The 24,849-nt window shown below is 63.9% G+C and carries 22 protein-coding genes; 14 read left to right on the forward strand and 8 right to left on the reverse strand.

Features of this window, described 5'->3' with window-relative positions; translation table 11 throughout:
* Window positions 1-31: 31 nt before the first annotated feature.
* From IPF49_01000 to thrH, 3 genes are all read left to right on the forward strand, one after another.
* Window positions 32-208: a hypothetical protein gene (locus IPF49_01000; protein MBK6286221.1), complete on the forward strand. Its 177-nt coding sequence runs from the start codon at window positions 32-34 to the stop codon at window positions 206-208.
* On the forward strand, window positions 205-1,179 hold the full coding sequence (gene cysB / locus IPF49_01005) for an HTH-type transcriptional regulator CysB (protein MBK6286222.1): 975 nt from the start codon (window positions 205-207) through the stop codon (window positions 1,177-1,179). The genes IPF49_01000 and cysB overlap by 4 nt, the downstream gene beginning before the upstream one ends.
* A 92-nt stretch (window positions 1,180-1,271) precedes the next feature.
* Window positions 1,272-1,883 (forward strand): bifunctional phosphoserine phosphatase/homoserine phosphotransferase ThrH, encoded by a 612-nt coding sequence (gene thrH / locus IPF49_01010; protein ID MBK6286223.1) that lies wholly within the window; start codon window positions 1,272-1,274, stop codon window positions 1,881-1,883.
* Here thrH and pabB read toward each other — a convergent pair.
* Window positions 1,855-3,258 carry an aminodeoxychorismate synthase component I gene (gene pabB, locus IPF49_01015; protein MBK6286224.1) on the reverse strand — a complete coding sequence of 468 codons (1,404 nt, stop codon included), beginning with the start codon at window positions 3,256-3,258 and terminating at the stop codon, window positions 1,855-1,857. The genes thrH and pabB overlap by 29 nt on opposite strands.
* Before the next feature lie 300 nt (window positions 3,259-3,558).
* Between pabB and IPF49_01020 the strand changes: the two genes are divergently transcribed.
* From IPF49_01020 to meaB, 5 genes are read left to right on the forward strand one after another with little or no spacing between them, the layout of a single operon-like run.
* Window positions 3,559-5,286, forward strand: a complete 1,728-nt coding sequence (locus tag IPF49_01020; GenBank protein MBK6286225.1) for an acetyl-CoA carboxylase carboxyltransferase subunit — start codon at window positions 3,559-3,561, stop codon at window positions 5,284-5,286.
* A 35-nt stretch (window positions 5,287-5,321) separates the two neighbouring features.
* Entirely contained in the window at window positions 5,322-8,192 is a 2,871-nt protein-coding gene (locus IPF49_01025; GenBank protein ID MBK6286226.1) for a biotin carboxylase, read from the forward strand.
* Window positions 8,189-8,620: a methylmalonyl-CoA epimerase gene (mce, locus tag IPF49_01030; GenBank protein MBK6286227.1), complete on the forward strand. Its 432-nt coding sequence runs from the start codon at window positions 8,189-8,191 to the stop codon at window positions 8,618-8,620. The genes IPF49_01025 and mce overlap by 4 nt, the downstream gene beginning before the upstream one ends.
* Window positions 8,613-10,766 (forward strand): methylmalonyl-CoA mutase, encoded by a 2,154-nt coding sequence (scpA, locus tag IPF49_01035; protein MBK6286228.1) that lies wholly within the window; start codon window positions 8,613-8,615, stop codon window positions 10,764-10,766. Before mce ends, scpA begins: the two co-directional genes overlap by 8 nt.
* A complete protein-coding gene (meaB, locus tag IPF49_01040) occupies window positions 10,753-11,739 on the forward strand; it encodes a methylmalonyl Co-A mutase-associated GTPase MeaB (GenBank protein MBK6286229.1) in 987 nt (328 codons plus the stop codon). Before scpA ends, meaB begins: the two co-directional genes overlap by 14 nt.
* A 6-nt stretch (window positions 11,740-11,745) precedes the next feature.
* Here meaB and IPF49_01045 read toward each other — a convergent pair whose 3' ends face one another.
* Window positions 11,746-12,858, reverse strand: coding sequence for a hypothetical protein (locus IPF49_01045; GenBank protein MBK6286230.1), 1,113 nt, complete (start codon window positions 12,856-12,858; stop codon window positions 11,746-11,748).
* A gap of 99 nt (window positions 12,859-12,957) precedes the next feature.
* Here IPF49_01045 and IPF49_01050 point away from each other — a divergent pair, with 99 nt between their 5' ends.
* The gene (locus IPF49_01050) at window positions 12,958-13,857 is read left to right on the forward strand and encodes an META domain-containing protein (protein ID MBK6286231.1); all 900 of its coding nucleotides are present in this window, start codon (window positions 12,958-12,960) and stop codon (window positions 13,855-13,857) included.
* A gap of 22 nt (window positions 13,858-13,879) precedes the next feature.
* Here IPF49_01050 and IPF49_01055 read toward each other — a convergent pair whose 3' ends face one another.
* Window positions 13,880-14,695: a kinase/pyrophosphorylase gene (locus IPF49_01055; protein MBK6286232.1), complete on the reverse strand. Its 816-nt coding sequence runs from the start codon at window positions 14,693-14,695 to the stop codon at window positions 13,880-13,882.
* A 95-nt stretch (window positions 14,696-14,790) separates the two neighbouring features.
* On the opposite strand from IPF49_01055, the gene ppsA reads away from it, so the two are divergent.
* The gene (gene ppsA / locus IPF49_01060; GenBank protein ID MBK6286233.1) at window positions 14,791-17,151 is read left to right on the forward strand and encodes a phosphoenolpyruvate synthase; all 2,361 of its coding nucleotides are present in this window, start codon (window positions 14,791-14,793) and stop codon (window positions 17,149-17,151) included.
* 108 nt (window positions 17,152-17,259) lie between these two features.
* On the opposite strand, the gene IPF49_01065 is transcribed toward ppsA, so the two are convergent.
* Window positions 17,260-18,051 (reverse strand): hypothetical protein, encoded by a 792-nt coding sequence (locus IPF49_01065; protein ID MBK6286234.1) that lies wholly within the window; start codon window positions 18,049-18,051, stop codon window positions 17,260-17,262.
* 74 nt (window positions 18,052-18,125) lie between these two features.
* Here IPF49_01065 and IPF49_01070 point away from each other — a divergent pair, with 74 nt between their 5' ends.
* On the forward strand, window positions 18,126-18,710 hold the full coding sequence (locus IPF49_01070) for a DNA-3-methyladenine glycosylase I (protein ID MBK6286235.1): 585 nt from the start codon (window positions 18,126-18,128) through the stop codon (window positions 18,708-18,710).
* On the opposite strand, the gene IPF49_01075 is transcribed toward IPF49_01070, so the two are convergent.
* The 4 genes from IPF49_01075 to gloB form a co-directional block, all read right to left on the reverse strand.
* The gene (locus tag IPF49_01075; protein MBK6286236.1) at window positions 18,694-19,428 is read right to left on the reverse strand and encodes an XRE family transcriptional regulator; all 735 of its coding nucleotides are present in this window, start codon (window positions 19,426-19,428) and stop codon (window positions 18,694-18,696) included. The two genes, IPF49_01070 and IPF49_01075, sit on opposite strands and share 17 nt — an antisense overlap.
* A gap of 24 nt (window positions 19,429-19,452) precedes the next feature.
* Window positions 19,453-20,346 (reverse strand): tyrosine-protein phosphatase, encoded by an 894-nt coding sequence (locus tag IPF49_01080; GenBank protein ID MBK6286237.1) that lies wholly within the window; start codon window positions 20,344-20,346, stop codon window positions 19,453-19,455.
* On the reverse strand, window positions 20,346-21,929 hold the full coding sequence (locus tag IPF49_01085; GenBank protein MBK6286238.1) for a LysM peptidoglycan-binding domain-containing protein: 1,584 nt from the start codon (window positions 21,927-21,929) through the stop codon (window positions 20,346-20,348). The genes IPF49_01080 and IPF49_01085 overlap by 1 nt, the downstream gene beginning before the upstream one ends.
* A 62-nt stretch (window positions 21,930-21,991) precedes the next feature.
* On the reverse strand, window positions 21,992-22,777 hold the full coding sequence (gloB, locus tag IPF49_01090) for a hydroxyacylglutathione hydrolase (protein MBK6286239.1): 786 nt from the start codon (window positions 22,775-22,777) through the stop codon (window positions 21,992-21,994).
* 108 nt (window positions 22,778-22,885) lie between these two features.
* On the opposite strand from gloB, the gene IPF49_01095 reads away from it, so the two are divergent.
* The 3 genes from IPF49_01095 to dnaQ are packed head-to-tail and all read left to right on the forward strand — an operon-like array spanning window position 22,886 to window position 24,844.
* Window positions 22,886-23,641 (forward strand): methyltransferase domain-containing protein, encoded by a 756-nt coding sequence (locus tag IPF49_01095; protein MBK6286240.1) that lies wholly within the window; start codon window positions 22,886-22,888, stop codon window positions 23,639-23,641.
* 13 nt (window positions 23,642-23,654) lie between these two features.
* Window positions 23,655-24,119 carry a ribonuclease HI gene (gene rnhA / locus IPF49_01100; protein MBK6286241.1) on the forward strand — a complete coding sequence of 155 codons (465 nt, stop codon included), beginning with the start codon at window positions 23,655-23,657 and terminating at the stop codon, window positions 24,117-24,119.
* Window positions 24,119-24,844, forward strand: a complete 726-nt coding sequence (gene dnaQ / locus IPF49_01105; GenBank protein MBK6286242.1) for a DNA polymerase III subunit epsilon — start codon at window positions 24,119-24,121, stop codon at window positions 24,842-24,844. The genes rnhA and dnaQ overlap by 1 nt, the downstream gene beginning before the upstream one ends.
* The last annotated feature ends 5 nt before the right edge of the window (window positions 24,845-24,849 follow it).

Here is a 24,849-nt window from a genome sequence, read left to right on the forward strand (position 1 = left end):
ACAGCGGGAGTACTTACGGGAGTACTGTCCAATGCGTTTTGCACTGAATCCGGGTTTGGGCGGCTATCAGGACTACCAGGATATGGCCCGCGCGACCGGGGAGAGCGGCTGGATCTCCGCCAACGCCGAATCCGCAGCGCTGCAGGGCACGCTGGATGATCTGCGCGCCACCCCGGCCGTGGCAACCGAACGAGCGTTGACTGCATGAAGCTCCAGCAACTCCGCTATATCTGGGAGGTCGCGCGCCACGACCTCAATGTCTCCGCCACCGCGCAGGGCCTGTTCACCTCGCAGCCCGGGATCAGCAAGCAGGTCCGCCTGCTCGAGGATGAACTCGGCGTCGAGATCTTCGAGCGTAGCGGCAAGCATCTGACACGGGTCACGCCGGCCGGCGAGATCATTCTCGCGAAGGCGGGCGAGATCCTGCGCACGGTCGAGTCGATAAAGAAAGTCGCGCAGGAGTTTCGTAACGACCACAAGGGCACGCTCTCGATCGCGACCACCCACACGCAGGCGCGTTATGCCTTGCCCCCGACCATCAAGGCGTTCATGGAGCGCTACCCCGAGGTGTCGCTGCATATGCACCAGGGTACGCCGGTCCAGATCTCGGAAATGGCCGCTGACGGCACCGTGGATTTTGCGATTGCCACCGAAGCTCTGGAGTTGTTTTCCGACCTGGTGATGATGCCCTGTTATGAATGGAACCGCTGCGTGATCGTGCCACGCGGACATCCACTCGCCGCGCTCGGGACGCTGAGCATCGAGGAGGTCGCGAAGTACCCGCTGGTCACCTATGTATTCGGGTTCACCGGCCGCTCGCGCCTCGACGAGGCATTCCACTCGCGGGGGCTCACGCCGCGCGTGGTATTCACCGCCACCGACGCCGATGTGATCAAGACCTATGTGCGCCTCGGTCTCGGCATCGGGATCATCGCGCACATGGCGGTTGACGAGACGCTGGACCGCGATCTGGTAGCGCTCGATGCCAGCAAGCTGTTCCGTCCGAGCGTGACCAAGATCGGTTTTCGCCGCGGCACGTTCCTGCGCGGCTACATGTACGAGTTCATCGAGTTGTTTGCTCCGCACCTCACCCGTAGCGTGGTCGACGAAGCCTGGCATCGGCACAGCAATGCGGAGGTCGAAAACCTGTTTGCGGGTTTCGAACTTCCGGTTTATTGATTGGCCCGGCAGTGCGCGCGGCGCCAGTCGTGCACGACGGAATTCTTGGGTATCTGCCTGCGGGCAGATTTATTCACACAGTGGAGAACCCAGTGGAGATAGCCTGTCTCGACCTTGAAGGAGTGCTGATTCCGGAAATATGGATCGAATTCGCCGAGCGCACCGGCATCAGCGAATTGCGCGCCACGACCCGCGATATTCCCGATTACGACGTGCTGATGAAGCAGCGCCTGCGCTTGCTCGACGAGCATGGCTTGCGCCTGCCCGATATCCAGGCGGTGATCGACACCATGGAGCCGTTGCCCGGAGCGCTTGAATTCCTCGACTGGCTGCGCGAGCGCTTCCAGGTGCTGATCCTCTCGGATACCTACTACCAGTTTTCCGCGCCGCTGATGCGCCAGCTCGGCTGGCCGGCGCTGTTCTGCCACCGCCTCGAGGTTGATGAAAGCGGGCGGGTCACGGACTATGTGCTGCGCCAGAAGGATCCCAAGCGCCATTCGGTCAAGGCGATCAAATCGCTGAATTTCCGGGTCATAGCGGCCGGCGATTCCTACAACGACATCACCATGCTGAGCGAGGCGGATGCGGGCATCCTGTTCAATGCGCCGGCCAATGTGATCGCCGAATTTCCGCAATTCCCGGCGGTCGAGGGTTACGATCTGCTGCGCGAGGAATTCAGGCGAGCGAGCCTGCGCGATCTCTGAGTGCGGGCTGCACGGCACATTCGAGCAAGCCGTTCAGCAGAGGCTCTATCTTGAGCAGTGACTCGCGGTATTCGGTTTCGCAGTCCGAGTCGGCGACGATGCCGCCGCCGCCCCAACTGTGGATATGCCCCGCCGCGTGCACCAGGGTGCGGATCGCGATGCTGGTGTCCATGGTGCCGCTCGCGGACACGTAACCGATCGAGCCGCAGTAGACGCTGCGGGCATCGGGTTCGAGTTCATCGATGATCTGCATCGCGCGGATTTTCGGAGCGCCGGTGATCGAGCCGCCGGGAAAACAGTTCGCGAGCACCTCGAGCGGGGTGCGCCCCGGTGCGATCTGCCCGGTTACCACGCTGACCAGGTGGTGCACATTGGCATAGCTTTCCAGTCCGCAGAGCTTCTCCACCCGCACACTGCCGGTGCGGCAGGTCCTGCCCAGATCGTTGCGCATCAGGTCGACGATCATGATGTTCTCGGCGCGATCCTTCGCGGAAGCCAGCAGACGTTCCACCTGGTGTTGGTCGGCATCGGAGCGGGTGGCGCGGCGCATGGTGCCCTTGATCGGGCGCGTCTCGACACGTCCGTCCCTGATGTGGAGAAAGCGTTCGGGCGAGAAGCTGAGGACCGTGGCCTCCCCGGCGGTCATGAATGCGGAGAACGGCGACGCCATGCGTGCGCGCAGCCTGCGGTAGGCATGCCAGGGATCACCGCTGCAGCGTGCCGTGAGCCGCTGCGCAAGGTTGACCTGGTAGCAGTCGCCATCGAGGATGTAGCGCTGGATTTGCGCAAAGGCGCGCGCATAGGCCTCGCGATCGAGGTTCGAATCGAAGTTCGACTCGAGGCGAAATGCCGTGCTTTCCTCCACCGCTGGCACACTGCTCAGGCCGATCAGTTCCTGGCGTTGCCCGGCCCCGATCGAGTCGCTGAAAATCAGCGCGCACTGGCCCCGGTCGTGATCCTGCATCAGTGCCCATGGATAGATGCCGATCTGCATCTGCGGCGTGAACCCGGGTTCATCCGCTACCGGCAGGCGGGCCATGCGCCGGCCGAGTTCGTAACCGAAAAAACCTATCGCGCCACCGCTGAACGGCCACTCGCCGACGAGCGGCCGTCGGCGCGGCAGATAGGTGTCGAGTGCGGCATCGAGCAGTTCGAAAGGGTCGCGCGCGCTTGCTTCGACGCCGCAGGCGCTAGCGATATGCGTGAGCAAGCCGCGCGTGCGCAACTCGCACAGCGGGCTTGCCGCCATCAGGTCGAAGCGACCGGCGCTGCAATGGGGGCGCGCGCTGTCGAGAAAGACCGCGCCCGGCAGATGCCGCAGACGCGCGAAATACTCGCAGCTGTCGCTCAGGTAAGGCAGGGGGTGGACAAGCATTGCGTTCCCGCGGTATCGCAACTCGGGCCCGGCCGGCGCGAACTGCATCCAACCCTGGTCGGAGGTACCGGCATACATGATCCCATATCTCTTGATATCATAAGCCTAACTTATTAATGTGTCGCGGTTTTTCTGTTCGTGGACCGCCTGCTCGAGGGCGCACTCCCAAGCTGTCTGCAGGACATCCATTGGCACGGCGGGAATTGCCTTTTGCTTGGCAATCTGCAACGCGGTGTGCCATTGTTCCGGACCGGCGAAGCCGGTAGACGACGCGAAATTCGAAACGAGGACCCGCCCCAGATGAGCGAGCGTAGCGTAGCCGATTTTTCACTCGACAATCCGTTTGGCGAAACAACGGATGTGGAGTTCATGGTGCCGGGGCAGATTGGCTACCAGCCCGGTCTGTACGAGCAGGCCCTCGCGGCTGGCTATGCGCTGCAGCAGCGGCCGCGGCTGGCTGCCGGGGTGGTCAACATCCAGCGTCAGCACCACAAGGAGCGGATGACGATCTGGGAGCGAATCAAGGTGCTGGCCGATGGCGAGCCCACGGTTCTTTTCCAGAACTGGGGCGAGAATCTCGACGGGGCCTCGCTGGTGACCGCGCTGATCAAGGTCAATGGCCGCGATGTTGCCATCTACGGGCACGATTTCACGGTGCGCGCAGGCTCGATGGATGCCACCAATGGGCGCAAGCTTGCGCGGCTGTTCGAGCTGGCGGGCAAGCGCCGCATCCCGCTGGTGGGGCTCAATGACAGCGCCGGCGCCTACGTGCCTGCCGGAGTGGGTGGGCTGGACGGGTACGCCGAGGCCTTTACCGCGCTGCGCAAGATCAGCGGCGTGGTTCCGAGCATCATGTGCATGTTCGGTTTCAATGCCGGCGGCGGCTCCTACCTGCCACGCCAGGGCAGTTTCGTGATCCAGCCACGCGGGACCTTTTTCGGTCTTACCGGGCCGGGCGTGGTGAAGTCGGTGCTTGGCGAAGACGTGACTCCGGAGGAACTCGGCGGGCCGGATGTACATTCGCAGTCCGGGGTCACCGATTTCGTGGTCGAGGATGAAGTCAGTGCGCTGCGCAAAGTGCGCGAGATCCTCAACTATATTCCCAACAATAATGCCGAGCTGGCGCGCTACCAGCCCACCTCGGATCCGATCGATCGCAAGACCTGGGACGTCGATATCCTGCTGAAAAAAGCATTCAATTCGCCGACCGGCTTCAACACGCCGTTCGACGTCAGCATCATCATCCAGCAGATCTGCGATCACGGCGATTTCATGGAAGTGCAGGCCGATCGCGCACGCAACACCCTCACCGCGTTCGGCCGCATGGGTGGACAGGTTGTCGGCTTCGTGGCCAACAACAGCGCGGTTGCCTCGGGGCAGATCGATATCGCGGCGGCATTCAAGAACGCGCGCTTTATCCGCTTCTGCAATCTCTACAATATCCCGGTGGTGTTCATGGAAGACACGACCGGCTTCCTGCCCGGTCGCGAGCAGGAGGCCGGCGGTATCGTGCACGCCGGGCGTGCGATGCTCGATGCGATCATCGACCTGCGCACGCCGCGCTTCCTGGTGATTCTGCGCAATGCGTTCGGCGGCGCCTACGCGTCCTACAACAATTACCCCACCGGTGCGGACTTCGTGATCGCATTGCCGACCACGCGCGCCGCGGTGATGGGACCGGCCGGCATGGAGTTCGTCTACAAGGACGAGTTGCGCGCGATCCGCGGTGCGCGCCAGACGCGTGTCGCGGATGAGCAGAAGAAGCTGCGCGGTGCCGCCGCCTCCGAGGCGCAAGCTGCGGAGCTGGCCAAACAGCGGGTCGATGCATGGGTCAAGGAGAGCGAAGCGCGGCTCGCGGCGCGCTACGAAGCCGAATTGATGAATCCCAACGAGGCGCTGAGCCTGGGCTCGATCTCGCAGATCGTGATGCCCTCGGAGCTGCGCAAGGTGATCACCGAAAACCTGCTGTTTCATATCGGGCACTACCGGGCGGAACCGTTCGCTGGCGTGCAGCGCGAGTTCCACTGAATCACCACCGGCAATCCATCGCGAGATCATATCCCGTGCGAAGCAGCAACAATTACTATCTCAACAATCCCCTGGTTCACCGCAACCGCCGCCTCGGTTCGCAGGGGAGCGCCTGGGTACGCGGCTTCGGCTGCGAGGACATGCGTCCGCTGATCATCTGTCGCGGCCCGATCCGTCGCGAGGCGATGGATGTGTTCGAGGAGATGGGCATCACCGGCTTCGGTATCCTGCTCTCGGAAAAGGATTCGATCGTCTATGCCAACGCACTGGCGCCCGAGCTGCGTACCCTGACCGATCCGCGGCGCGTGCACCGCGTTCCCGATTACACCGGTGCGAGCAGGGAGGAGCGCTCGCAGCGCATCCGCCAGATCATCACCATCGCCCACGACAATGGCTACGATTCCATTTTTGCCGGATACGGTTTCATGTCCGAGGACGAGGAACTGGTCAAGGCGATCGAGCAGGCGGGGTTGCGCTTCATCGGACCCTGCAGCCGTACCGTGCGCGGCGCCGGTTTCAAGGACGAGGCCAAGCGCACTGCGCTGGCAGTTGGCGTCAGTGTCACGCCGGGTATCGACAACCTGACCATTCTCACCTTGCTTGCCAAGTATCCGGACACTGCCGCGTTGCGCGCATTGGTGCGCGCCGAGAAGCTTGCGGTGGACGACACGGTTTTCGGCGATGACATCGCTCTCGAGATGCAGGCTGATGCGGTGCTCAATGCCGGTTATCGCAAGGGCATCGACCTGTTCAGTGTCGAGGAGATGTGCGCCGAGTTGCAAACCCGTGTCGCGCAGATGTACCGCAAGTATCCGCACAACCGGATTCGGCTGAAGGCGATCGGCGGCGGTGGCGGCAAGGGTCAGCGCATTCTCGGCTCGCTGGAGGCCTTCGAGGACAAGACGCTCGAGGAGCGCATCGCGAGGGCGGCTGCGCGGGCACCGGAACGGGCGCGCGAGATCCTGGCGGAAGTAAAAACCACCGGCGTCGGTGACAACAAGAACATCCTGATCGAGCTCAATATCGAGTCCACGCGACACCAGGAGATCCAGGTAATCGGTAATGGGGTGTGGGCCACGACCCTGGGTGGTCGCGATTGCTCGCTGCAGATGCACGAACAGAAGCTGCTCGAGGTGTCGGTCACCGAAGAGGAACTCCGCCTGGCGATCGCCGGCGCCCGCGCCGCCGGTCGCTCCGGGGAACTGCGGGTGCTGGAAACGGACCTCGCGATCCTGCAGCGCATGGAAGCCGAGGCGGCACGCTTCGGCGAGGCGGTCGGGCTGGATTCGGTGTCCACGTTCGAGTGCATCGTGGAACGTGACAATCACTTCTTCATGGAGATGAACACCCGCATCCAGGTCGAGCACCGGGTCACCGAACTGTGTTACGGACTGGAATTTTCCAATCCCGACGATTCCGCGGACAGCTTTGTGGTCGAGTCGCTGGTCGAGGCGATGGTCCTGCTTGCGCGGCACAAGGAGCAACTGCCGAGGCCGACCCGCGTGCACCGCAACAATGCCGCGGTCGAGGCGCGCCTGAACGCCACGAACCAGGCGCTGCAACCGCATGCGGGAGGCGTGATCCGCAACTGGTCGAATGCGGTCGAGGGCGAGATCCGCGACGATCAGGGCATCAGTCTGCACAACCCCGATACCGATGTGTTCATGGCCTACACGCTGGCTGGTGCCTACGACAGCAATATCGCGCTGCTGCTGACCGTCGGGGAAGATCGGCTGGACGGCTATCGGAGGCTCGCGGAGATCCTGCGGGTAACGCAGTTGAGTGGCAGGGATCTGGCAACCAACCTCGAGTTTCATTATGGACTGGTGAACTGGTTCATCGGCGCGAATATCAATGCGCGTCCGACCACGCGCTTCATCGTTCCGTACCTGACCGCGGTGGGTCGGCTGAAGGAACGCGCCAACCGCATCGATCTCGATTACGCGCAGGCGCAGATTCGCCGTCACCTGCTGGCACGCACCGCGGATGCGGGTGCGCGCAAGGCACTCGGCGAGTGCATCGAGCGCAAGCAGACCCTGCTGTTGCGCCCGATCCAGAAGCTGTTTGCGGAACCACACCTGTATTCCGGCTGGCTCAGCCTGTGGCGCGGGTGCTTCTCGTTTGAAGGCAAGCGGACGAGCTTCAGGCGCAACCCGATCGAGCTGCTGCGCGACACCTATCACTACCTCAACATGGACTACCGCGCAGGCTGTCCGCCGGCCTACATGATCTGGGACCACGATCACGAACTGCTGGAGTCGGCCGCAGCGTTCTATGCAAGAGTCAGCGAATTGGCCGGCTCGTCCGAGTGGAGCGCCGTGCAGGCATTCCTCGGCGCCGAGCGGGCGCCGGCGGGAGTCGACTCCGCAACCTGGCAGGCGGCGCGTGCGGCGCACGCCGGCTACCAGGCGGGGACCGAGATATTGCTGGTGCTGGCGTTCGTCGCCGCGGGCACGGATTTCCACGCATTGAAGGTCAACGAGGATCTCGGCATACATATCCCCGAGGTGCTGCTCGACGCCGCTCACCAGGCCGAGATGGCCAAGGTGCTGGTGCCGCCGCCGCTTGCGCGTTCGGATGAGATACTCGCCGCGAGCGGTGGCATGTTCTACGCAAGGGAAGCGCCTGGTGCACAGGTATTCGTGGCCGAAGGTGCCCATTTCGAACAGGGCGATCCACTGTACATCGTCGAGGTCATGAAGATGTTCAACAAGATCTATGCTCCGTTCAGCGGCACGATCGCCAAGGTGCTGATCGACGGCGACGGGGTGATCATCAAGAAGGGACAACCGCTGTTCAAGGTGGTGCCCGATGAACGGATCGTCGTGCAGACCCCCGAGCAGATCCGTGCCAGGCGCATCGCCGCGACTGCCGAATTCCTCGCGATGCTGCAGGTGGCCTCATGATCACCGCGCTTGATCACATCGCCATAGCGGTTCCCGATCTGGAACGAGCGATCCGGCGTTTTCTCGACGATTTCGGTCTGCGTTTCGAGGGCACGGAGGATGTCGAATCGGCGCAGACTTCCACCGCGTTTTTCCCGCTTCCCGCGACCAGTATCGAACTCGTGCATCCGTTGCGCGGTGGCGGACCGATTGCGAAATATCTGGAGAAGCGCGGCGGCGGTATTCATCACCTGTGTTTTCGCAGCGACGACATCGATGCCGATGTTGCCCGTCTGCGCGCCAGGGGATACCAGTTCCTGAGCGATACGCCGGCACCGGGCGCGCACGGTTGCCGGGTGATTTTCATCCATCCGAAGAGTTGCGACGGGGTGCTGATCGAGCTCAGTCAACCACCCGAGAATCAGCGAGAGGAACAGGCTCATGAGTGATTCCGATTACCGACCGCCGGCGCGCACCCTCGCCGACTGGGAGAAACTGGTCAGCACACAACTCGGCGGAGCCGGATCCGATACGCTGCGTCGTGAAACGCCGGAAGGTATCTCGCTGAAACCGCTCTACACGGCGGCGGACACGGCCAGTCTTGCTCATGCCGACACCATGCCGGGTTTCGAGCCCTTTGTGCGCGGTCCACAGGCCACCATGTACGTCGGACGCCCGTGGACGATCCGCCAATACGCCGGCTTTTCGACCGCCGAGGAATCCAACGCCTTTTATCGCAAGGCTCTCGCCGCGGGTGGGCAGGGCGTTTCGGTCGCCTTCGATCTCGCGACCCATCGTGGCTACGATTCGGACCACCCGAGGGTGAGCGGTGACGTGGGCAAGGCCGGAGTGGCGGTAGACAGCGTCGAGGACATGAAGATCCTGTTCGACGGCATTCCGCTCGACACGGTCTCGGTGTCGATGACCATGAATGGCGCGGTGCTGCCGGTGCTTGCCGGGTATATCGTTGCGGCCGAGGAGCAGGGTGTGGCGCCCGCGCAGCTGTCCGGCACCATCCAGAACGATATCCTCAAGGAGTTCATGGTACGCAATACCTATATCTATCCTCCGGCGCCCTCGATGCGCATCATCGGTGACATCATTGCGTACTGCACGCGCAACATGCCGCGCTTCAATTCGATCTCGATATCCGGCTATCACATCCAGGAAGCCGGCGCGGATGCGGCACTCGAGCTCGCCTACACCCTGGCCGACGGCAAGGAATATGTGCGCACCGCAATCGCCGCCGGGCTCGACATCGACGAGTTTGCACCGCGGCTGAGTTTTTTCTTCGGCATCGGCATGAACTTCTACATGGAGATCGCCAAGTTGCGGGCCGCGCGCCTGTTGTGGGCGCGCATCGTCGACGAGTTCGAGCCAAGGAACATCAAGTCGAAAATGCTGCGCACCCATTGCCAGACCTCGGGCTGGTCGCTCACCGAGCAGGATCCGTACAACAACGTGGTGCGTACCACGATCGAGGCGATGGCGGCAGTATTCGGCGGCACCCAGTCGTTGCACACCAATGCTCTCGACGAAGCGGTGTCGCTGCCGACGGATTCGGCCGCACGTACGGCCCGCAATACCCAGCTGATCATCCAGGAGGAAACCGGCATCACCCAGGTCATCGATCCGTGGGGTGGTTCCTACCTGATGGAAACGCTGACGCAACAGATAACCGATCGCGCCTGGGAACTGATCGAGGAGGTCGAGGAGCAGGGCGGGATGGCGCGGGCGATCGAGACCGGCATGCCCAAGATGCGCATCGAGGAGTCGGCGGCGCGCAAGCAGGCGCGCATCGATCGCGGCGAGGACGTGATCGTCGGGGTGAACAAGTATCGCCTCGAAAACGAGGAGCCGGTCGAGATTCTCGATATCAACAACCACGCGGTGCGCGAGTCGCAGCTGAGCAGGCTGGCGCAATTGCGCGCCGGACGCGACCCGGCGGCGGTCGAAGCGGCCCTGGAGGCGCTGTCGGAGTCCGCGCGCAGCGGTGACGGCAACCTCCTCGAACTGGCGGTTCAGGCATCCCGTCTGCGCGCGACGGTGGGCGAGATCTCCCTGGCGCTGGAGCGCGTGTGGGGCCGTTACAGCGCCAGTTCCAATACCATTTCCGGTGTCTACGGAAGTGCCTACGAAAAAGACGAGGACTGGCAGGCGCTGCGTGCCGAGATCGAACAGTTCGTCGCGCAACATGGTCGCCGTCCGCGGATGCTGGTGTGCAAGATGGGGCAGGATGGACACGACCGGGGCGCCAAGGTGGTGGCCACGGCGTTTGCCGATGTCGGCTTCGACATCGATCTGTCACCGATGTTCTCGACCCCGGAGGAAGTCGCGCGGCAGGCGATCGAGAACGATGTGCACGTGATCGGCGCGTCCTCGCTGGCCGCCGGCCACAAAACCCTCATTCCCGAGCTGATCACCGAATTGGACAAGCAGGGTGCGGCGGACATCGTGGTGGTCGCGGGCGGCGTGATTCCGCGGCAGGACTACGAATTCCTGCTCGAATCCGGCGTCAAATGCATCTTTGGCCCGGGCACGCGGATCCCGAGTGCTGCCCGCATGGTACTCGCCGCCATCGATGCCGCGGGCTGAGAGCCAAGCCGTGGCCGGACCGGATGCCGAAGCGCTGCTCTCCGGCAATCGTCGTGCCCTGGCCAAGGCGATAACGCTGGTCGAGAGTTCGCTCGCGGCGCATGCGCGTGCCGCCCAGTCCTTGCTCGATGCGCTGTTGCCGCACACCGGTCGCAGCATCCGCATCGGCATAAGCGGGGTGCCGGGCGTCGGGAAATCCACTTTCATCGAGGCATTCGGTCTGTATGTGCTGGGCCAGGGTCGCCGGCTTGCGGTGCTGGCGGTGGATCCCAGCTCGCCGGTTGCCGGTGGCAGCATCCTCGGCGACAAGACCCGCATGGAGGCGCTCTCGCGCGAACCGGCGGCATTCATCCGGCCCTCGCCATCGAAGGGCGCGCTCGGCGGAGTGGCGCACAAGACCCGCGAAACCATGTTGCTGTGCGAGGCTGCCGGTTTTGATGTGATCCTGGTCGAGACGGTCGGTGTCGGCCAGTCCGAGTACGAAGTCGCAAGCATGGTCGATTTCTTCCTCGTGTTGATGCTGCCGAATGCGGGTGACGAGTTGCAGGGGATCAAGCGCGGGATCATGGAACTCGCCGACGCGCTGGTGATCAACAAGTCCGATGGCGAAAGCCTTGCGCTGGCAAACCGTACCAGGCAGCACTACCAGAACGCGATGAATCTGCTCACGCATGCGGGTGCCTGGGTGCCGCGGGTCACGACCTGCTCGGCAACCGAGCGCCGGGGCATTGCCGAGGTGTGGACGATGATCTGCGGCTATCGCGAGCAGGGCGCGGCCAGCGGTGATTTCGAGCGCAAGCGGGCGCAGCAAAATGCCGGCTGGTTGCGCCACCTGATCGGGGAGATTCTCGAGCAGCGTTTTCGCGCCGAACCGGTTGTGCGCGCTCGCTTGCCGGTGCTCGAGCAGCAGGTGCTGCGCGGCGAGATCACGCCTTATGCCGCAGCGATGCGCCTGTTTGCCGAGCTCGGATAACGCGTTTCAGCGCGCTTGCCGCAACAGCCGCAGCAGGCGAGCCAGGGCGCCTCGCGCCTGCCTGACGGGCGCGGGCGGCGCTGCGGCGGCGAGCCGGACCCGCAATTCATGCACCAGCTTGGCAAGCTCGGGTGGCTCGATGGTGGCCGCATCGAGTGGGGAGCGCCCCAGTTGACACGCGAGCCAGGCGATGGACTCGGGGCAATAACGCAACAGATCCGCTTCGCCCTGCACGGCGCTGTGATCGGCGACCGGGCTTTCCGCGAACGGGTGTTGCAGCCGCTCCTCCATCCAGGCGATGTCCGCGCGCCGGGCGTCCAGTACGGGGCGCACCAGTGCGGCGTGAAAGCGCAGTGGTGGCCCGCCGAGTTCGCGAAGGCGGGTCTTCAGCAATGCGTTTTCACGCAAGGCCCGCTCGCCCGCGCCGAATCCGGGGCCGTACTTGCGATATGCGTAGAGCAGGCGGATCGCGGGCAGCGAGAGACTGTCATTGATGCGTTGCACCGCGGCACCATCGCAGCGGATGCCGAGGCGCGCGCAGAAATCCTGCACCACGCAGTTCCCGGGAAAGCTGGCGGGCGCGAACGACCAGTAAGCCACGCGCTCGCGCCCGAGTACCGTTTCGAATTTTTCAAAGCGTTCGCGGTAGCGCGGATAATTCTGTTCGAGCCTGAAGGAGCCGAGGCCGCTCTTGACTCGCTGCTGGAACACGCTTTCCATGAAGGCGAGCGGTGAGCGAACATATCCGACCGCACTGATCCCGGCGGCATGCGGACGGATGAAATCGCACAACGCGGCGAATTCCAGCGCGCTGAAATTGGCCAGCAGCTCGGCGGAAAGCAGCGCGGTGCGACCGTCGGCACGCTCGAGTTCACGTGCCAGCGCGGCGCGGGTGGCCTGAATTTCCTTCTTCACCTCGGCGGGAGTGAGCCCGAGCTTGATGTTGCGGTGATGTTGTTCCGGATGGGCAAGGAAAGCGGCGGCAATGATATTCCCCGAACCGCGGCGGCCGAGGTCGAGATTGAAGAATCGAGGATCGGCGAGAGAGCGCAGCAGATAGGTCTGGATCGACGAGCTACCGGTTTTCGGCATGCCGTAATGGATGATGCAGGCGCTCATGCGCGCTCCCGGGAAGGTATTGGAATATCATGATAGGGGTCATGTTGCGCGGCTTCAATGCACGGCAGTCGGCGCATCGATACACGAGGAGAGACAGCGATGAGGGGACGCAGATCATTGGTGGGTATCGCGGCGCTGCTGCTTGCGACGTTGGCGGGAGCCGGACCGCCAGCGCAAGCGCCTTCGCTGGACGAGATCGCCAATACCGGTATCAACGGCATCGGCGAGCTCGGCTTCGTGCAGTTGCGCGATGGCGTGTACGAAGGCGCGCCATATGTGGCCGGCGGCGCCGCGCGACCGATGGTGAGCTTGTTGCGCGAGCTCAGCGTGCACGGCGATCTCGATGGCGCTGCGGGGGAGGAGCGTGCGCTGCTCCTGAGTTCCACTACGGGCGGTAGCGGCGAGCGCATCTACCTCGCGGCGTTCGGTCGTGGCGCGGACGGGCAGATCCGCAACATCGCTTCGGTTCTGGTCGGGGATCGCGTCAAACTGCGAGCGCTGGCAATCGATTCCCCGCTGCTGGTGCTCGATGTGGTCGAGACCGCGCCCGGCGAGGCTGCCTGTTGCGGGACCCGGCTGGCGCGGCGCAGTTATCGGCTCGAGGATGCGACACTGCAACTGGTGGGCAACGAAACCCGGGGGCGGCTGTCTCTCGCGGCGATTTCCGGTATCGAATGGACGCTGGTCGAGCACAACGCAGAGGCGCTGGCCGAAGGCATCAGGGCCCCGACCCTGCGGATCAGCGAGGGCCAGGCCGCCGGGTTCTCCGGATGCAATAATTTCCATGCTCGCTTGCAGGAGCCTGCGGCGGGCGAGATTCGCCTCGAACCGACCACGATGATCTCCACCCGGATGGCTTGCGAGGAGTCCCGATCGGCACTCGAATCGGGCTACCTGGCGGATCTGTCCGCGATCAATCGCTATACCTTTCTGCAGGGTCGTCTGGTACTCGGCTGGCAGCGTGGCGAGAGCAGTGGTCGGCTGACGTTCCGCCGCTAGGCGCGCCCCGCGGCGCATGGTCTCAATTCTTGCGCCCGCGAATTCCTTTTTCCATCATGATGCGGGTCGCGATTTCCTCGACGGACAGGTGAGTCGCGTTCAGAAAGGGCACGTGGTAGCGGCTCAGCAGGCCCTCGACCTGGCGCACCTCATCCTCGCACTGGCGCAACGAGGCGTAGCGGCTTTGCGGGCGGCGCTCGTTGCGGATCGCCGCGAGGCGCTGCGGGTCGATGCTGAGCCCGAACAGCTTGTGCTGATGGGGCAGGAGTTGCGGCGGCAGGCGTGTGCTCTCGAGATCGTCCTCGGTGATCGGGTAATTCGCGGCGTAGACCCCGAACTGCATCGCAAGGTAGATGCATGACGGCGTCTTGCCGCAGCGCGAGACACCGGTCAGGATCACGTCGGCCTTGGCATAATTACTGCCGCTGGCACCGTCATCGTTCGACATTGCGTAGTGCACGGCGTCGATACGCGCGTGGTACAGGTCATGGTGCTTGCCGTGGTAGCGGCCGACGCTGAAACTGGAAGGCCTGCCGAGAGCGGATTCCAGGGGCGCGAGAAAGGTCGAGAAGATATCGAACATGCAACCCTGCGATGAGGCGAGTATCTGGCGCAGGTTACGGTCGATGATGGTGTCGAAAATCAGTGGTGGAAAGCCGTCCCCGAGCGCCGCCTCGTCGATTCGCGCAACCGCGCGCTCGGCTTTCTGTCCGGTGTCGACATAGGGCAGGCGCACGAACTCGAACTCGATGCCCTCGAACTGGGAGAGCAATGCCTCGCCGAGGGTTTCAGCGGTGATGCCGGTGCCGTCCGACACGAAGAACGCGGTGCGTTTCATGAACTGAATCCTGATCTCGGTCAGCGGATTTTGGCATAGCCCTCGGGTAGTATGTAGCCCGACGGTTGTTTCGCACAGGGCAGGAGGAACACACAGTGATCGAACGGACGGTTCGCTTCGAGCATCTCGGGATGCACGATGTTGGGCGGGTTGGTGGCAAGAATGCCTCGCTGGGAGAGATGATCCAGGGGCTGGCCAGCGCCCATGTGCGGGTGCCCGACGGTTTCGCCACCACCGCCGATGCCTATCGCGAGTTTCTTGCGCACGAGGGGCTGGCGGCACGCATCGATGGGCGGCTTGCGTCTCTCGATGTCGACGACGTGAACGCCCTGGCGCTTGCCGGCAGCGAGATCCGCGAGTGGATTCGTGCCACGCCGCTGCCGGAGCCTCTGCAGCAGGCCATCGCCGCGGAGTATGCGCAGCTCGGCGATGGCCAGCCGATCGCGGTGGCGGTGCGTTCCTCGGCGACCGCCGAGGATTTGCCGGATGCCTCGTTTGCGGGTCAGCAGGAAACCTATCTGAATGTCAGCGGTCTCGACGGGGTGATCACGGGGGTGCACGAGGTGTTCGCCTCGCTGTACAACGATCGCGCCATTTCCTATCGCGTGCACAAGGGTTTCGACCATGCCTCGGTGGCGCTGTCGGCCGGGATCCAGCGCATGGTGCGCTGCGGCACGGGCGCGAGCGGAGTGATGTTCACGCTCGATACCGAATCGGGTTTCTCCGGGGTGGTGTTCATCACCGCGGCATGGGGCTTGGGTGAAACCGTGGTGCAGGGCGCGGTAAACCCCGATGAATTCTATGTGTTCAAGCACGCGCTCGAGGCCGGCAAGGACGCGATCCTGCGTCGCAGCCTCGGCGACAAGAAGCTGCGCATGGTGTACGGCAGCGCGGGAACCGTTACCGAGGACGTGCCGCTCGAACTGCAGCAAAAATTCTGCGTGAGCGATGCGGAGGTGATGGAGCTCGGGCGGATAGCGCTCAGCATCGAGCAGCATTACGGCCGCGCGATGGATATCGAGTGGGGCCGCGATGGCGAGGACGGACTGCTCTATGTACTGCAGGCGCGCCCCGAGACCGTGCGCAGCCAGCAGGGCGGCGGCGCCATCGAGCGCTACCTGCTGAAGGAGCGCGGCGAGCTGTTGTGCGAGGGACGCAGCATCGGCCACAAGATCGGCGCGGGGCAGGTGCGGGTTATCCGCGATGCCTCCGGCATGGAGCGAGTGCGCGAGGGGGATGTGCTGGTCACCGACATGACCGACCCCGACTGGGAGCCGATCATGAAGCGCGCCGCCGCGGTGGTGACCAATCGCGGGGGACGTACCTGTCATGCGGCGATCATTGCGCGTGAACTCGGCATCCCCGCCGTGGTCGGTTGCGGCAACGCGACCGAAGTGCTCGCCGATGATGCGCTGGTGACTGTTTCCTGCGCCGAGGGAGACACCGGCAATGTCTACGCCGGGCACCTCGACTATCAGGTCAGCGCGGACGATCTGCAGACGATGCCCGCGCTGCCGATCAAGCTGATGATGAACGTCGGCAACCCCGACCGGGCCTTCGATTTTTGCCAGCTCCCGAACGAGGGCGTGGGATTGGCGCGGCTCGAGTTCATCATCAACCGCATGATCGGGGTCCATCCGAAGGCGCTGCTGAATTTCGCCACCCTGGGCGGGGAAGTGCGCCAGGCAGTCGAACGCCGCCTCCACGGTTATGATTCGCCGACCGGTTATTTCGTCAGCAAGCTGAGCGAGGGCGTGGCGACGATAGCCGCGGCGTTCTACCCGAAGCCGGTGATCGTGAGGCTGTCGGATTTCAAGTCCAACGAGTATGCGCACCTGGTTGGCGGCCAGCAGTACGAGCCGGTCGAGGAGAACCCGATGCTCGGCTTTCGCGGCGCCTCGCGGTATGTGGACGAGGGTTTCCGCGACTGTTTCGAGCTCGAGTGTCGTGCGCTCAAGTACGTTCGCGAGCAGATGGGGCTCGACAACGTGCAGGTGATGGTCCCGTTCGTGCGCACTGTCAGCGAGGGCCGGCGGGTGGTCGAGCTGCTGGCGGAAAACGGACTGCGACGCGGCGAAAACGGCTTGCGCGTGATCATGATGTGCGAGGTGCCGAGCAATGCGCTGCTGGCGGAGCAGTTTCTCGAATACTTCGACGGCTACTCGATCGGCTCCAACGATCTCACCCAACTCACTCTGGGGCTCGATCGCGATTCGGGGCTGGTTGCAACACTGTTCGATGAGCGTGACGAGGCAGTGAAAGCCCTGCTGTCGCTGGCGATCGATGCCTGCAATCGCATGGGCCGTTATGTCGGAATCTGTGGCCAGGGCCCTTCCGACCACCCTGATCTGGCGGCATGGCTGATGAGCAAGGGCATCCAGAGCATGTCGCTCAGTCCGGATGTCATCGTCGATACCTGGATGATGCTGAGCAAGCCGCAAGCGCCGGAACATTGAGGATGGCGTGACCGGATGGGGCTGCGCCGAGACGCGGGGCGGTTGCCGCGCTCGCCGCGTTTGCCGACTCCCGACGGCGCGAGCGGCGGACGCGACCGAGGCGGGCGATCATTCGAGCAATTCGACCCGTACCTCGACCTGCTCGCTGGACCGCGTGCCGGTTTGCAGTCTGCCGCCCAGGTTGCTGCTCCCGCCCTGGCTGCTCTGTTCGATACCGCCGAGATAGATCCATTCGCCGAGGCGTCCGGTTACCTTGCTCTGCAGGCTGCCGGTGCGCACGGTGGCGCCATCGAGACGATCGCCCTGCTCGTCGATTTCGAGCGTGACCTGCTCGCCGCTGACGCGGGCGCTGACCAGGAAACCCTGCTGTATCTCCTGGTAATCGATACCCATTCCCCAGCGTCCACCGGCGGGCACAGGCAGCAGCTGACCATTGCTGATGAGCACCGGCTTGCCTTCGAGTGCGCGGATGTTCTGGGAGCCCGTGCGCTCGCCGGTACTGATGCGCCGGGTGCCGCTCACGGTCACGCTGCTGCCGGACCCTGCGGCGGGCCGACCGGTCGAGATGCTGGTGTTTCCCTGCTGCAGGGTGCCGGAAATCGCGCCCCCCTGCTGGCTGCTGTCGGCGGTGCCGTTGCGCCGCACGCTGATCAGGAGGTTGCGTTGGGGGGTGTCGAGTTGCTCCAGCAACTCGCTGATCCTGCTCATCGCTCCGGCGTCCGCGCTCACCACCAGCGAGTTGCGATAGACCGAGACCGACTCATAGGGTCCGAGCAGCGGCTGCACGATCGGCAGCAGTGCCTCGGCGTCGGCGTGCTGGAGTTCGAATACCTGCAATTCGGCCAGCAGCCGTGCCGGGCACAGCAGCAAAGCGATACACAGCAGCAGGCGGCGTAGCATCGGGCAGTCTCCGGTGATTGGCTGGTCCGACAGGCACTGCTACAGTGTAGCGCGATCGTCCCCGGGAGAGCTTGATGAAATCACCGCAGCGCTGCCCCTGGGTGGATCTCGGCAAGCCGCTCTATGTCAGCTATCACGATCAGGAGTGGGGAGTGCCGGTACACGATGATCGCAAGATGTTCGAGCTGCTGCTGCTCGAGTCGGCGCAGGCGGGGTTGAGCTGGTATACGGTGCTCGGCAAGCGCGAGAACTACCGGCGGCTCTTCGATGACTTCGATCCGCAGCGGATCGCCGCGTATGACGCAACCAAGATCGAGGCTCTGCTCGGCGATGCCGGGATCATCCGCAACCGGTTGAAGGTCGAATCCGCGGTAAACAACGCCAGACGCTACCTCGAGCTCGTCGCCGAGCGTGGCTCCTTCGCGGATTACCTGTGGAGCTTCGTCGGCGGCAAGGTGAAACTCAACCGGTTGCGCTCGCAGGCGGACTATCCCGCCCGCAGTGCGGAGTCTGATGCGCTCAGCATGGATCTCAAGCGGCGTGGATTCCGCTTTGTCGGTTCAACCATCATGTATGCGCACATGCAGGCCAGCGGCCTGGTCAACGATCATGCGCTCGGGTGTTTCCGCCGCGCCCAGCTCATCACGAGCGGCGCTTGACACGACGGGCACCAGGCTTCGGCTCCTCGTCTTGCTCGGTTGGCGGCTCTCCAATCCGCTCCTGTTCGGCCACGAAATGGATGGCCATGTCGAATGCGTCCTGGGTAAATTGCAGCACCCTCTGAAAACCGGCATCGGAAAGTTTGCGGGCGGTATCGTGCCGGCGGTAGATGTTGATGAAATTGCGCTCCCGTTCGAACTGGATCGGCAGCTGGTCTATTTTAAGGTCGTGCAGGACCTGCCAGAGGCGAGGGTGGTAGGTCCGGGTGTATCTGAGCACGAAGGGCAGCGGATCATTGCGCGCGACCAGTGACGCGAGGCGCAGGATGAGTTCGAAAGACAGCACTTCACGTCCGTCCTCCACTGCCTCCAGGATGCTCTTGTCGCGCAGGTTGAGGGCGTCGGAGACTTCGATGACAGTCATTCCGGCCACTTCGCGCATATCGCGCAGGGACTCGCCGGCGGAGGCCATCATGCGCAATTGCTCGGGCGAGCGGGCCACCGCCCGCGCGGCAGTTTCGCGGGTGCGCGAGGCGATTTTCAGCGCGGTACTGGTCAGGTCCGTGGTGATGCCCGAAATACTGTCGATGAACGAGCTAAGGGGCGAATCGTGCCCGCGTGGCGTGGATGGTGCTTCGTCACTCGCCCGATCGGGGCGCTTGGGGTTACTGCGCCCTTTCGAGGTAGGGGAGGTCTTGCGTTTTTTTCGCTCGGTCATGGTAGCGAGTCTCCGGTGTACTGCTCAGGATTCGAGCAGGTTTTCGCGCAGCTTGCTCAACGTATCGTCATCGATGCCCAGTTCGTCCCTGAGGTACGCCTGCAATCCTCCGTATTCGCGCTCGATGGTGTCGAGCGCGGATTCGATGTAGGCGGGTTCGACGCCGAGCAGTGGCCGTGCCAGTTCGGGATCGGTGCGAAACAGTGACACCACGCGCAGGATCAGCAGGTTGCGCTCGATCCGGTCGGCGGTGTAGGTGTTGGTCTTGAGGAAATCCTCGATCACGGTTTCACGCGGCACGCCGACCGCCAGCAGCGCCAGCGCGGCGGCGAATCCGGCGCGATCCTTGCCGCCGGTGCAATGAAACACCAGCGGCAGGTTGTCTGCCTGCGCCAGTTCGCGCAGGAAGCGGGCATAGGCGCCACCGAAATCGCTAACGAAACGGCGGTTGCCTTCGATCAGCATGGCGCGGAAATCCACACCCTCGAGTTCGCCGCTGCGCAGGCGCTGCGATATCTCCTCGATCGCGGTGCCGTCCACGGTCACCGGATCGATCACGTAGCGCAGCGTCAGGTCCGGTGGCAGGTGGTCCGGTTCCGCCGCGCGCTCGTCGTCGGAGCGCAGATCGACGACGCTGTTGATGCCAAGGAGCTTCAGGTAAAGCTGGTCCTGTTCGCTCAGATCGGCAAGGGTGTCCGAGCGGTAGAGAACTCCCCAGCGGGTGGAGCGCCCGTCCGCAGTCCGGTAGCCGCCCAGTTCGCGGAAATTGTGCGCGCCATCGAAGGGCAGCAGGCGCGCCGCGTCACGCTCGGGTTCCGGTAACTGGGCCGGTATCACGCGCTGTGCCGCCGGCCCCTTGCCACCGCAGGCCACGAGCAACGCCAGCAGGGTGACGCCGCAAATCGTTCGCCAGGCCATCAGATCGCGCCCTCCCGGGATTCGTCGACGTAGAGCACCAGCGATTGTCCCGGGTGAATCACCGGGAGTCCCGCGTCGATGCCGTTCCAGTCGATGAGTTGTTTCACCCCCACGCTGAAGCGCCCCGCGATACGCGACAGCGAATCGCCCCGCTTTACCTGGTAGTCGATCTTGCGCTTGCTCACACCGGGGTTTGCGAGCGCGAGCTGTCTGCCGTCCCCGGCGCGGATTTTCAGTTGCTGGCCGATGCGCAGACTGGATTCGGGCGAAAGCCCATTGAGCGCGGCGAGTTGCGCGCTACCGAGACCGAACTGGCGGGCGATACGCCACAGGCTGTCCCCGGACTTCACCGTGTAGAGACCGCGATTCTTCAGCGCAACCGACTCGGATGTCGGATAGGCGCGCGGCGGCAGCACCGCATCGGCCGGCAACCGCAGGTATTCACCGGCGACGATGCTGTCGTCTTTGAGGCCGTTCAGTGCCCGCAGATTTTCGGGGGTGGTCTCGTGCAGGCGCGCAATGCCGCCCAGGGTGTCGCCGCGACGCACGCGGTAACGTTCGCTGAGCGCTGGGGCGGTGGCTGGAATTTCGCTCAGCGCGGCCAGAAAGCCCTCGCGATCGGCAGCCGGCACCAGCACCGTGGTGCTGGTGTTCGGTGCCGTGTAGCCGCGCTTGAAGCCGGCGTTCAGGCTGGCAAACTCCTCGGTGTCGATGCCGGCGCGCGTGGCAGCCTGTTGCAGATTGATCTGCTCGTTGACCTCCACCGTCACGACCGAGGGTTGATTCGGGATCGGCGAGATCTGCAAGCCGTGATCCTGCGGATCCTCGAGCACGCGCGACAAGGCAATCAGGCGGGGCACGTAATTGCAGGCCTGCTTCGACAATGGCAGGGACCAGTAATCCGTTGGCTTGCCGAGACGCCGGTTGCGGTCGATGGCACGCTGCACGCTGCCTTCGCCGGCGTTGTATGCCGCGAGCGCCAGATACCAGTCACCATCGAAGCGCTTGTGCAGATCGCTGAGGTAGTCCAGTGCGGCTTCGGTCGAGGCAACCAGGTCCTTGCGTCCATCGTACCAGCCGTTCTGCTCCAGCCCCATGTGTGTGCCAGTGCCGGGAACGATCTGCCAGACGCCCGCCGCGCGACTGGAACTGACCGCTTGCGGGTTATAACCGCTTTCGAGTATGGGCAGCAGCGCGATTTCGAGCGGCATGTTGCGCTCCTCGAGTTGCTCGACCACGTAGTACAGATACCAGGACGCGCGCGTCCCCACGGTATCGAACAAGCGCTGTTTGTCGCTGTAGATGCGCATCTGACGGTCGATGCGCTGCTCGTCGACGCCACCTTCGAGACCATAGCCCGAACGCACGCGCTGCCACAGATCACTCTCTTCGTCCGCCGCACCACCGGTGATTCCGAGCAGCGATACCGGCATGCAGCTCTGGCCGTCGTCCTCGCCATCTTCGTTGACGGGCCAGTACAGCAACTGATCGTAGATTGCGGAGTCCTGCGCTGGCAGGGCAGCATGGCGTGGTCCCTGATCCACGGCACAACCCCCCAGCACCAGCACCAGGAGCACCACCATCCATGTTACCAGCCTCCGCCGGGCGGGCCCTGAGTATGGGTGGTGCGAGTGCTGCGGTGGCATCAGCGGAAAGTATCCTTCCAGGAACGGATCTCCGCAAAGACCCCGTGGTCGCCGTTTGGTTCCGTGCCGCCGTGATTTGCGGCACTGCGGCGTACCGCAGGTGTGGCACAGCGCAGGAACGGGTTTGTTTCCCGCTCGAGGGCGATGGTCGAGGGGACCGTGGGCTCGCCGCGCTCGCGCCGCGCCTCGTCGGCCAGCTGCCGATCGCGCAACGCGAGGTTGTCCGGCTCGACCGCGCGGGCGAAGCGCAGGTTGGACAGGGTGTACTCGTGGGCGCAGTAAACACGGGTTTCCCCGGGCAGCGCGGCGAGCCGCGACAGCGAGTCATGCATCATTTGCGGGTTGCCTTCGAATACGCGACCGCAGCCACCGGCAAACAGCGTGTCCCCGCAAAACAGCTGTGGTGGGGATTGCCCGTCGGCGGCAAAAAAATACGCGATGTGATCCAGGGTGTGTCCGGGCACGGCAAATACGCGCGCCTGCTGGCCCAGCACCTCGATGCAATCACCGTCATCGAGCACTCGATCGATACAGGCGGCGGGGCTGGTGCGTGGCCCGTAGACCGGGAGCGGACCGAATGCGCACAGCAGATCATCGACACCGCCGACATGATCCGGGTGGTGATGGGTGACGAGAATTCCGCACAGACGCAGCGCACTCCCTGCCAATGCGCGCATGACCGGTGCGGCGTCACCGGGGTCAACCACGAAAGCTTCATCCGCTCCAGCCTGGAGCAGCCAGATGTAGTTGTCGCTGAACGCCGGTACCGGATAGGCTTCAAGCATGGGCGTTGATGAATCCTGTGTCTGGCCCTGCATGATATATTGCCGCTCCCGGTATGGCCATGGTCCGGACCCGTTTGCGCCGGCCGCACAGACAACAGGAAATCTGCCATGAAATCTGATCCGGCATCCCGGCTGCGGGCCCGCGAGCGCTGGTTCGAGACCGACCTCGGGCGCCATATGCTGGGAGCGGAACGTGCCCTGGTCGATGCCAAGCTGGCGCAATTATATGGCTTTCACCTGATGCAGATGAGTATCAGCACGGAGGTGAGCCTGTTCGAGAGCAGCATGATCCGCCACAAGTTTTCGCTGGCGCAACTGCCAGGGGGGCAGGGCATCAGCGCGCTTGCCGAACCCGAGCAACTGCCGATCGAGTCCGACAGCGTCGACGTCGTGCTGCTGCACCACGTGCTCGAGTACAGCCAGAATCCGCACCAGATGCTGCGCGAGGCGACCCGGGTGGTGGTTCCCCACGGGCACCTGCTGATCGTCGGCTTCAACCCGTGGAGCCCGTTCGGACTGCGCTGCGTGCTGGGCAGACGCTTCGCCCAACCGATCTGGCACAGCCACCTGCTCGGTGCGCGACGGCTGACGGACTGGCTGGGATTGCTCGATTTTGCAGTCGACGACGTGCAATACCGCTGTCATGCACTGCCGGTGAATCATGCCGCAACGTTGGCAAGGCTCGCGCCGCTGGACCGCTGGGGCGAAAACTGCGCGCTGCCCTGCGGCTCGGTTTATCTCGTGCATGCGCGCAAGCAAATCAGCCCGCTGACCCTGATCCGCGCGCCGCGCCGACTGGCGCCACGGCGCATGTCCGTGATTCCGCTTGCCACGCCGCGCACCCGCGGCACCACGCTGCACTGAGCGGGACCAGGACATGAAGCAGGTCGTTATCCACACCGACGGCGCTTGCCGGGGCAATCCGGGACCCGGCGGCTGGGGCGCATTGCTCGGCTACGCGGATCGCGAGCGCGAGCTCCATGGCGGCGAAGAGCTGACGACCAACAACCGCATGGAACTCACCGCTGCGATCCGCGCCCTGGCTGCACTGCGCGAGCCCTGCAGCGTCGAGTTGTATACGGATTCGGAGTACGTGCGTCGCGGCATCACCGAGTGGCTGGCGAACTGGAAGCGTCGTGGCTGGCGGACCGCCGACAAGAAGCCGGTCAAGAACGCCGATCTGTGGGAAATGCTTGACCGCGAGGCGGCGCGTCACCGGATAAGCTGGCACTGGGTCAAGGGCCACAGCGGCCATTGCGGAAACGATCGCGCGGATCAGCTGGCCAACCGCGGAATCGACGAAATGCTGCGCCGTCGCGCGCAATCAGGCATGGGGGACTGATGCGACAGATCGTGCTGGATACCGAAACCACCGGACTCGAGCATACCCAGGGACACCGGGTGATCGAGATCGGATGCGTGGAGCTCGTGGATCGTCGCCTGACCGGGCGTCACTTCCACCGTTACATCAATCCGCAACGCGAGGTCGACGAGGGCGCGTTCGAGGTGCACGGCATAGCGAGCGGATTTCTCGCCGACAAGCCGCTGTTTGCACAGATCGTCGATGAGTTCATGGACTTCATCCAGGACGCACAACTCATCATCCACAATGCGCCCTTCGATATCGGATTTCTCGACAATGAACTGCAGTTGATCGGCGGGCAGCGGGGCCGGATCGGCGAACAGTGGTCGGTGATCGATACCCTGGCGCTGGCCCGCTCCCTTCATCCCGGCATGAAGAACAATCTCGATACGCTCTGCAAGCGCTATTTCGTCGACAATTCGCAGCGCGAGTTGCACGGTGCGCTGCTCGATGCGGAAATTCTCGCCGACGTCTACCTGCAGATGACCGGGGGACAGACCGCGCTGGCGCTGGATGGCCAGCCCGAGCGCGGACCGGGGGGCTACTCCGCCGATATCGATGTGCGCCGTGTCGCGGGCCCGCGCGAGCCGCTCGCGGTGCCGCGCGCCAGTCCCGCGGAACTCGAAAATCATCGCGAGCGCCTGCGCGCAATCGACAGGACCAGCGGGGGCAAATGCGTGTGGCTCGCTGCCGGTGAGGAGTAGCGCGG

Source organism: Gammaproteobacteria bacterium, from assembly GCA_016705365.1.
Lineage (GTDB): Bacteria > Pseudomonadota > Gammaproteobacteria > Pseudomonadales > UBA5518 > UBA5518.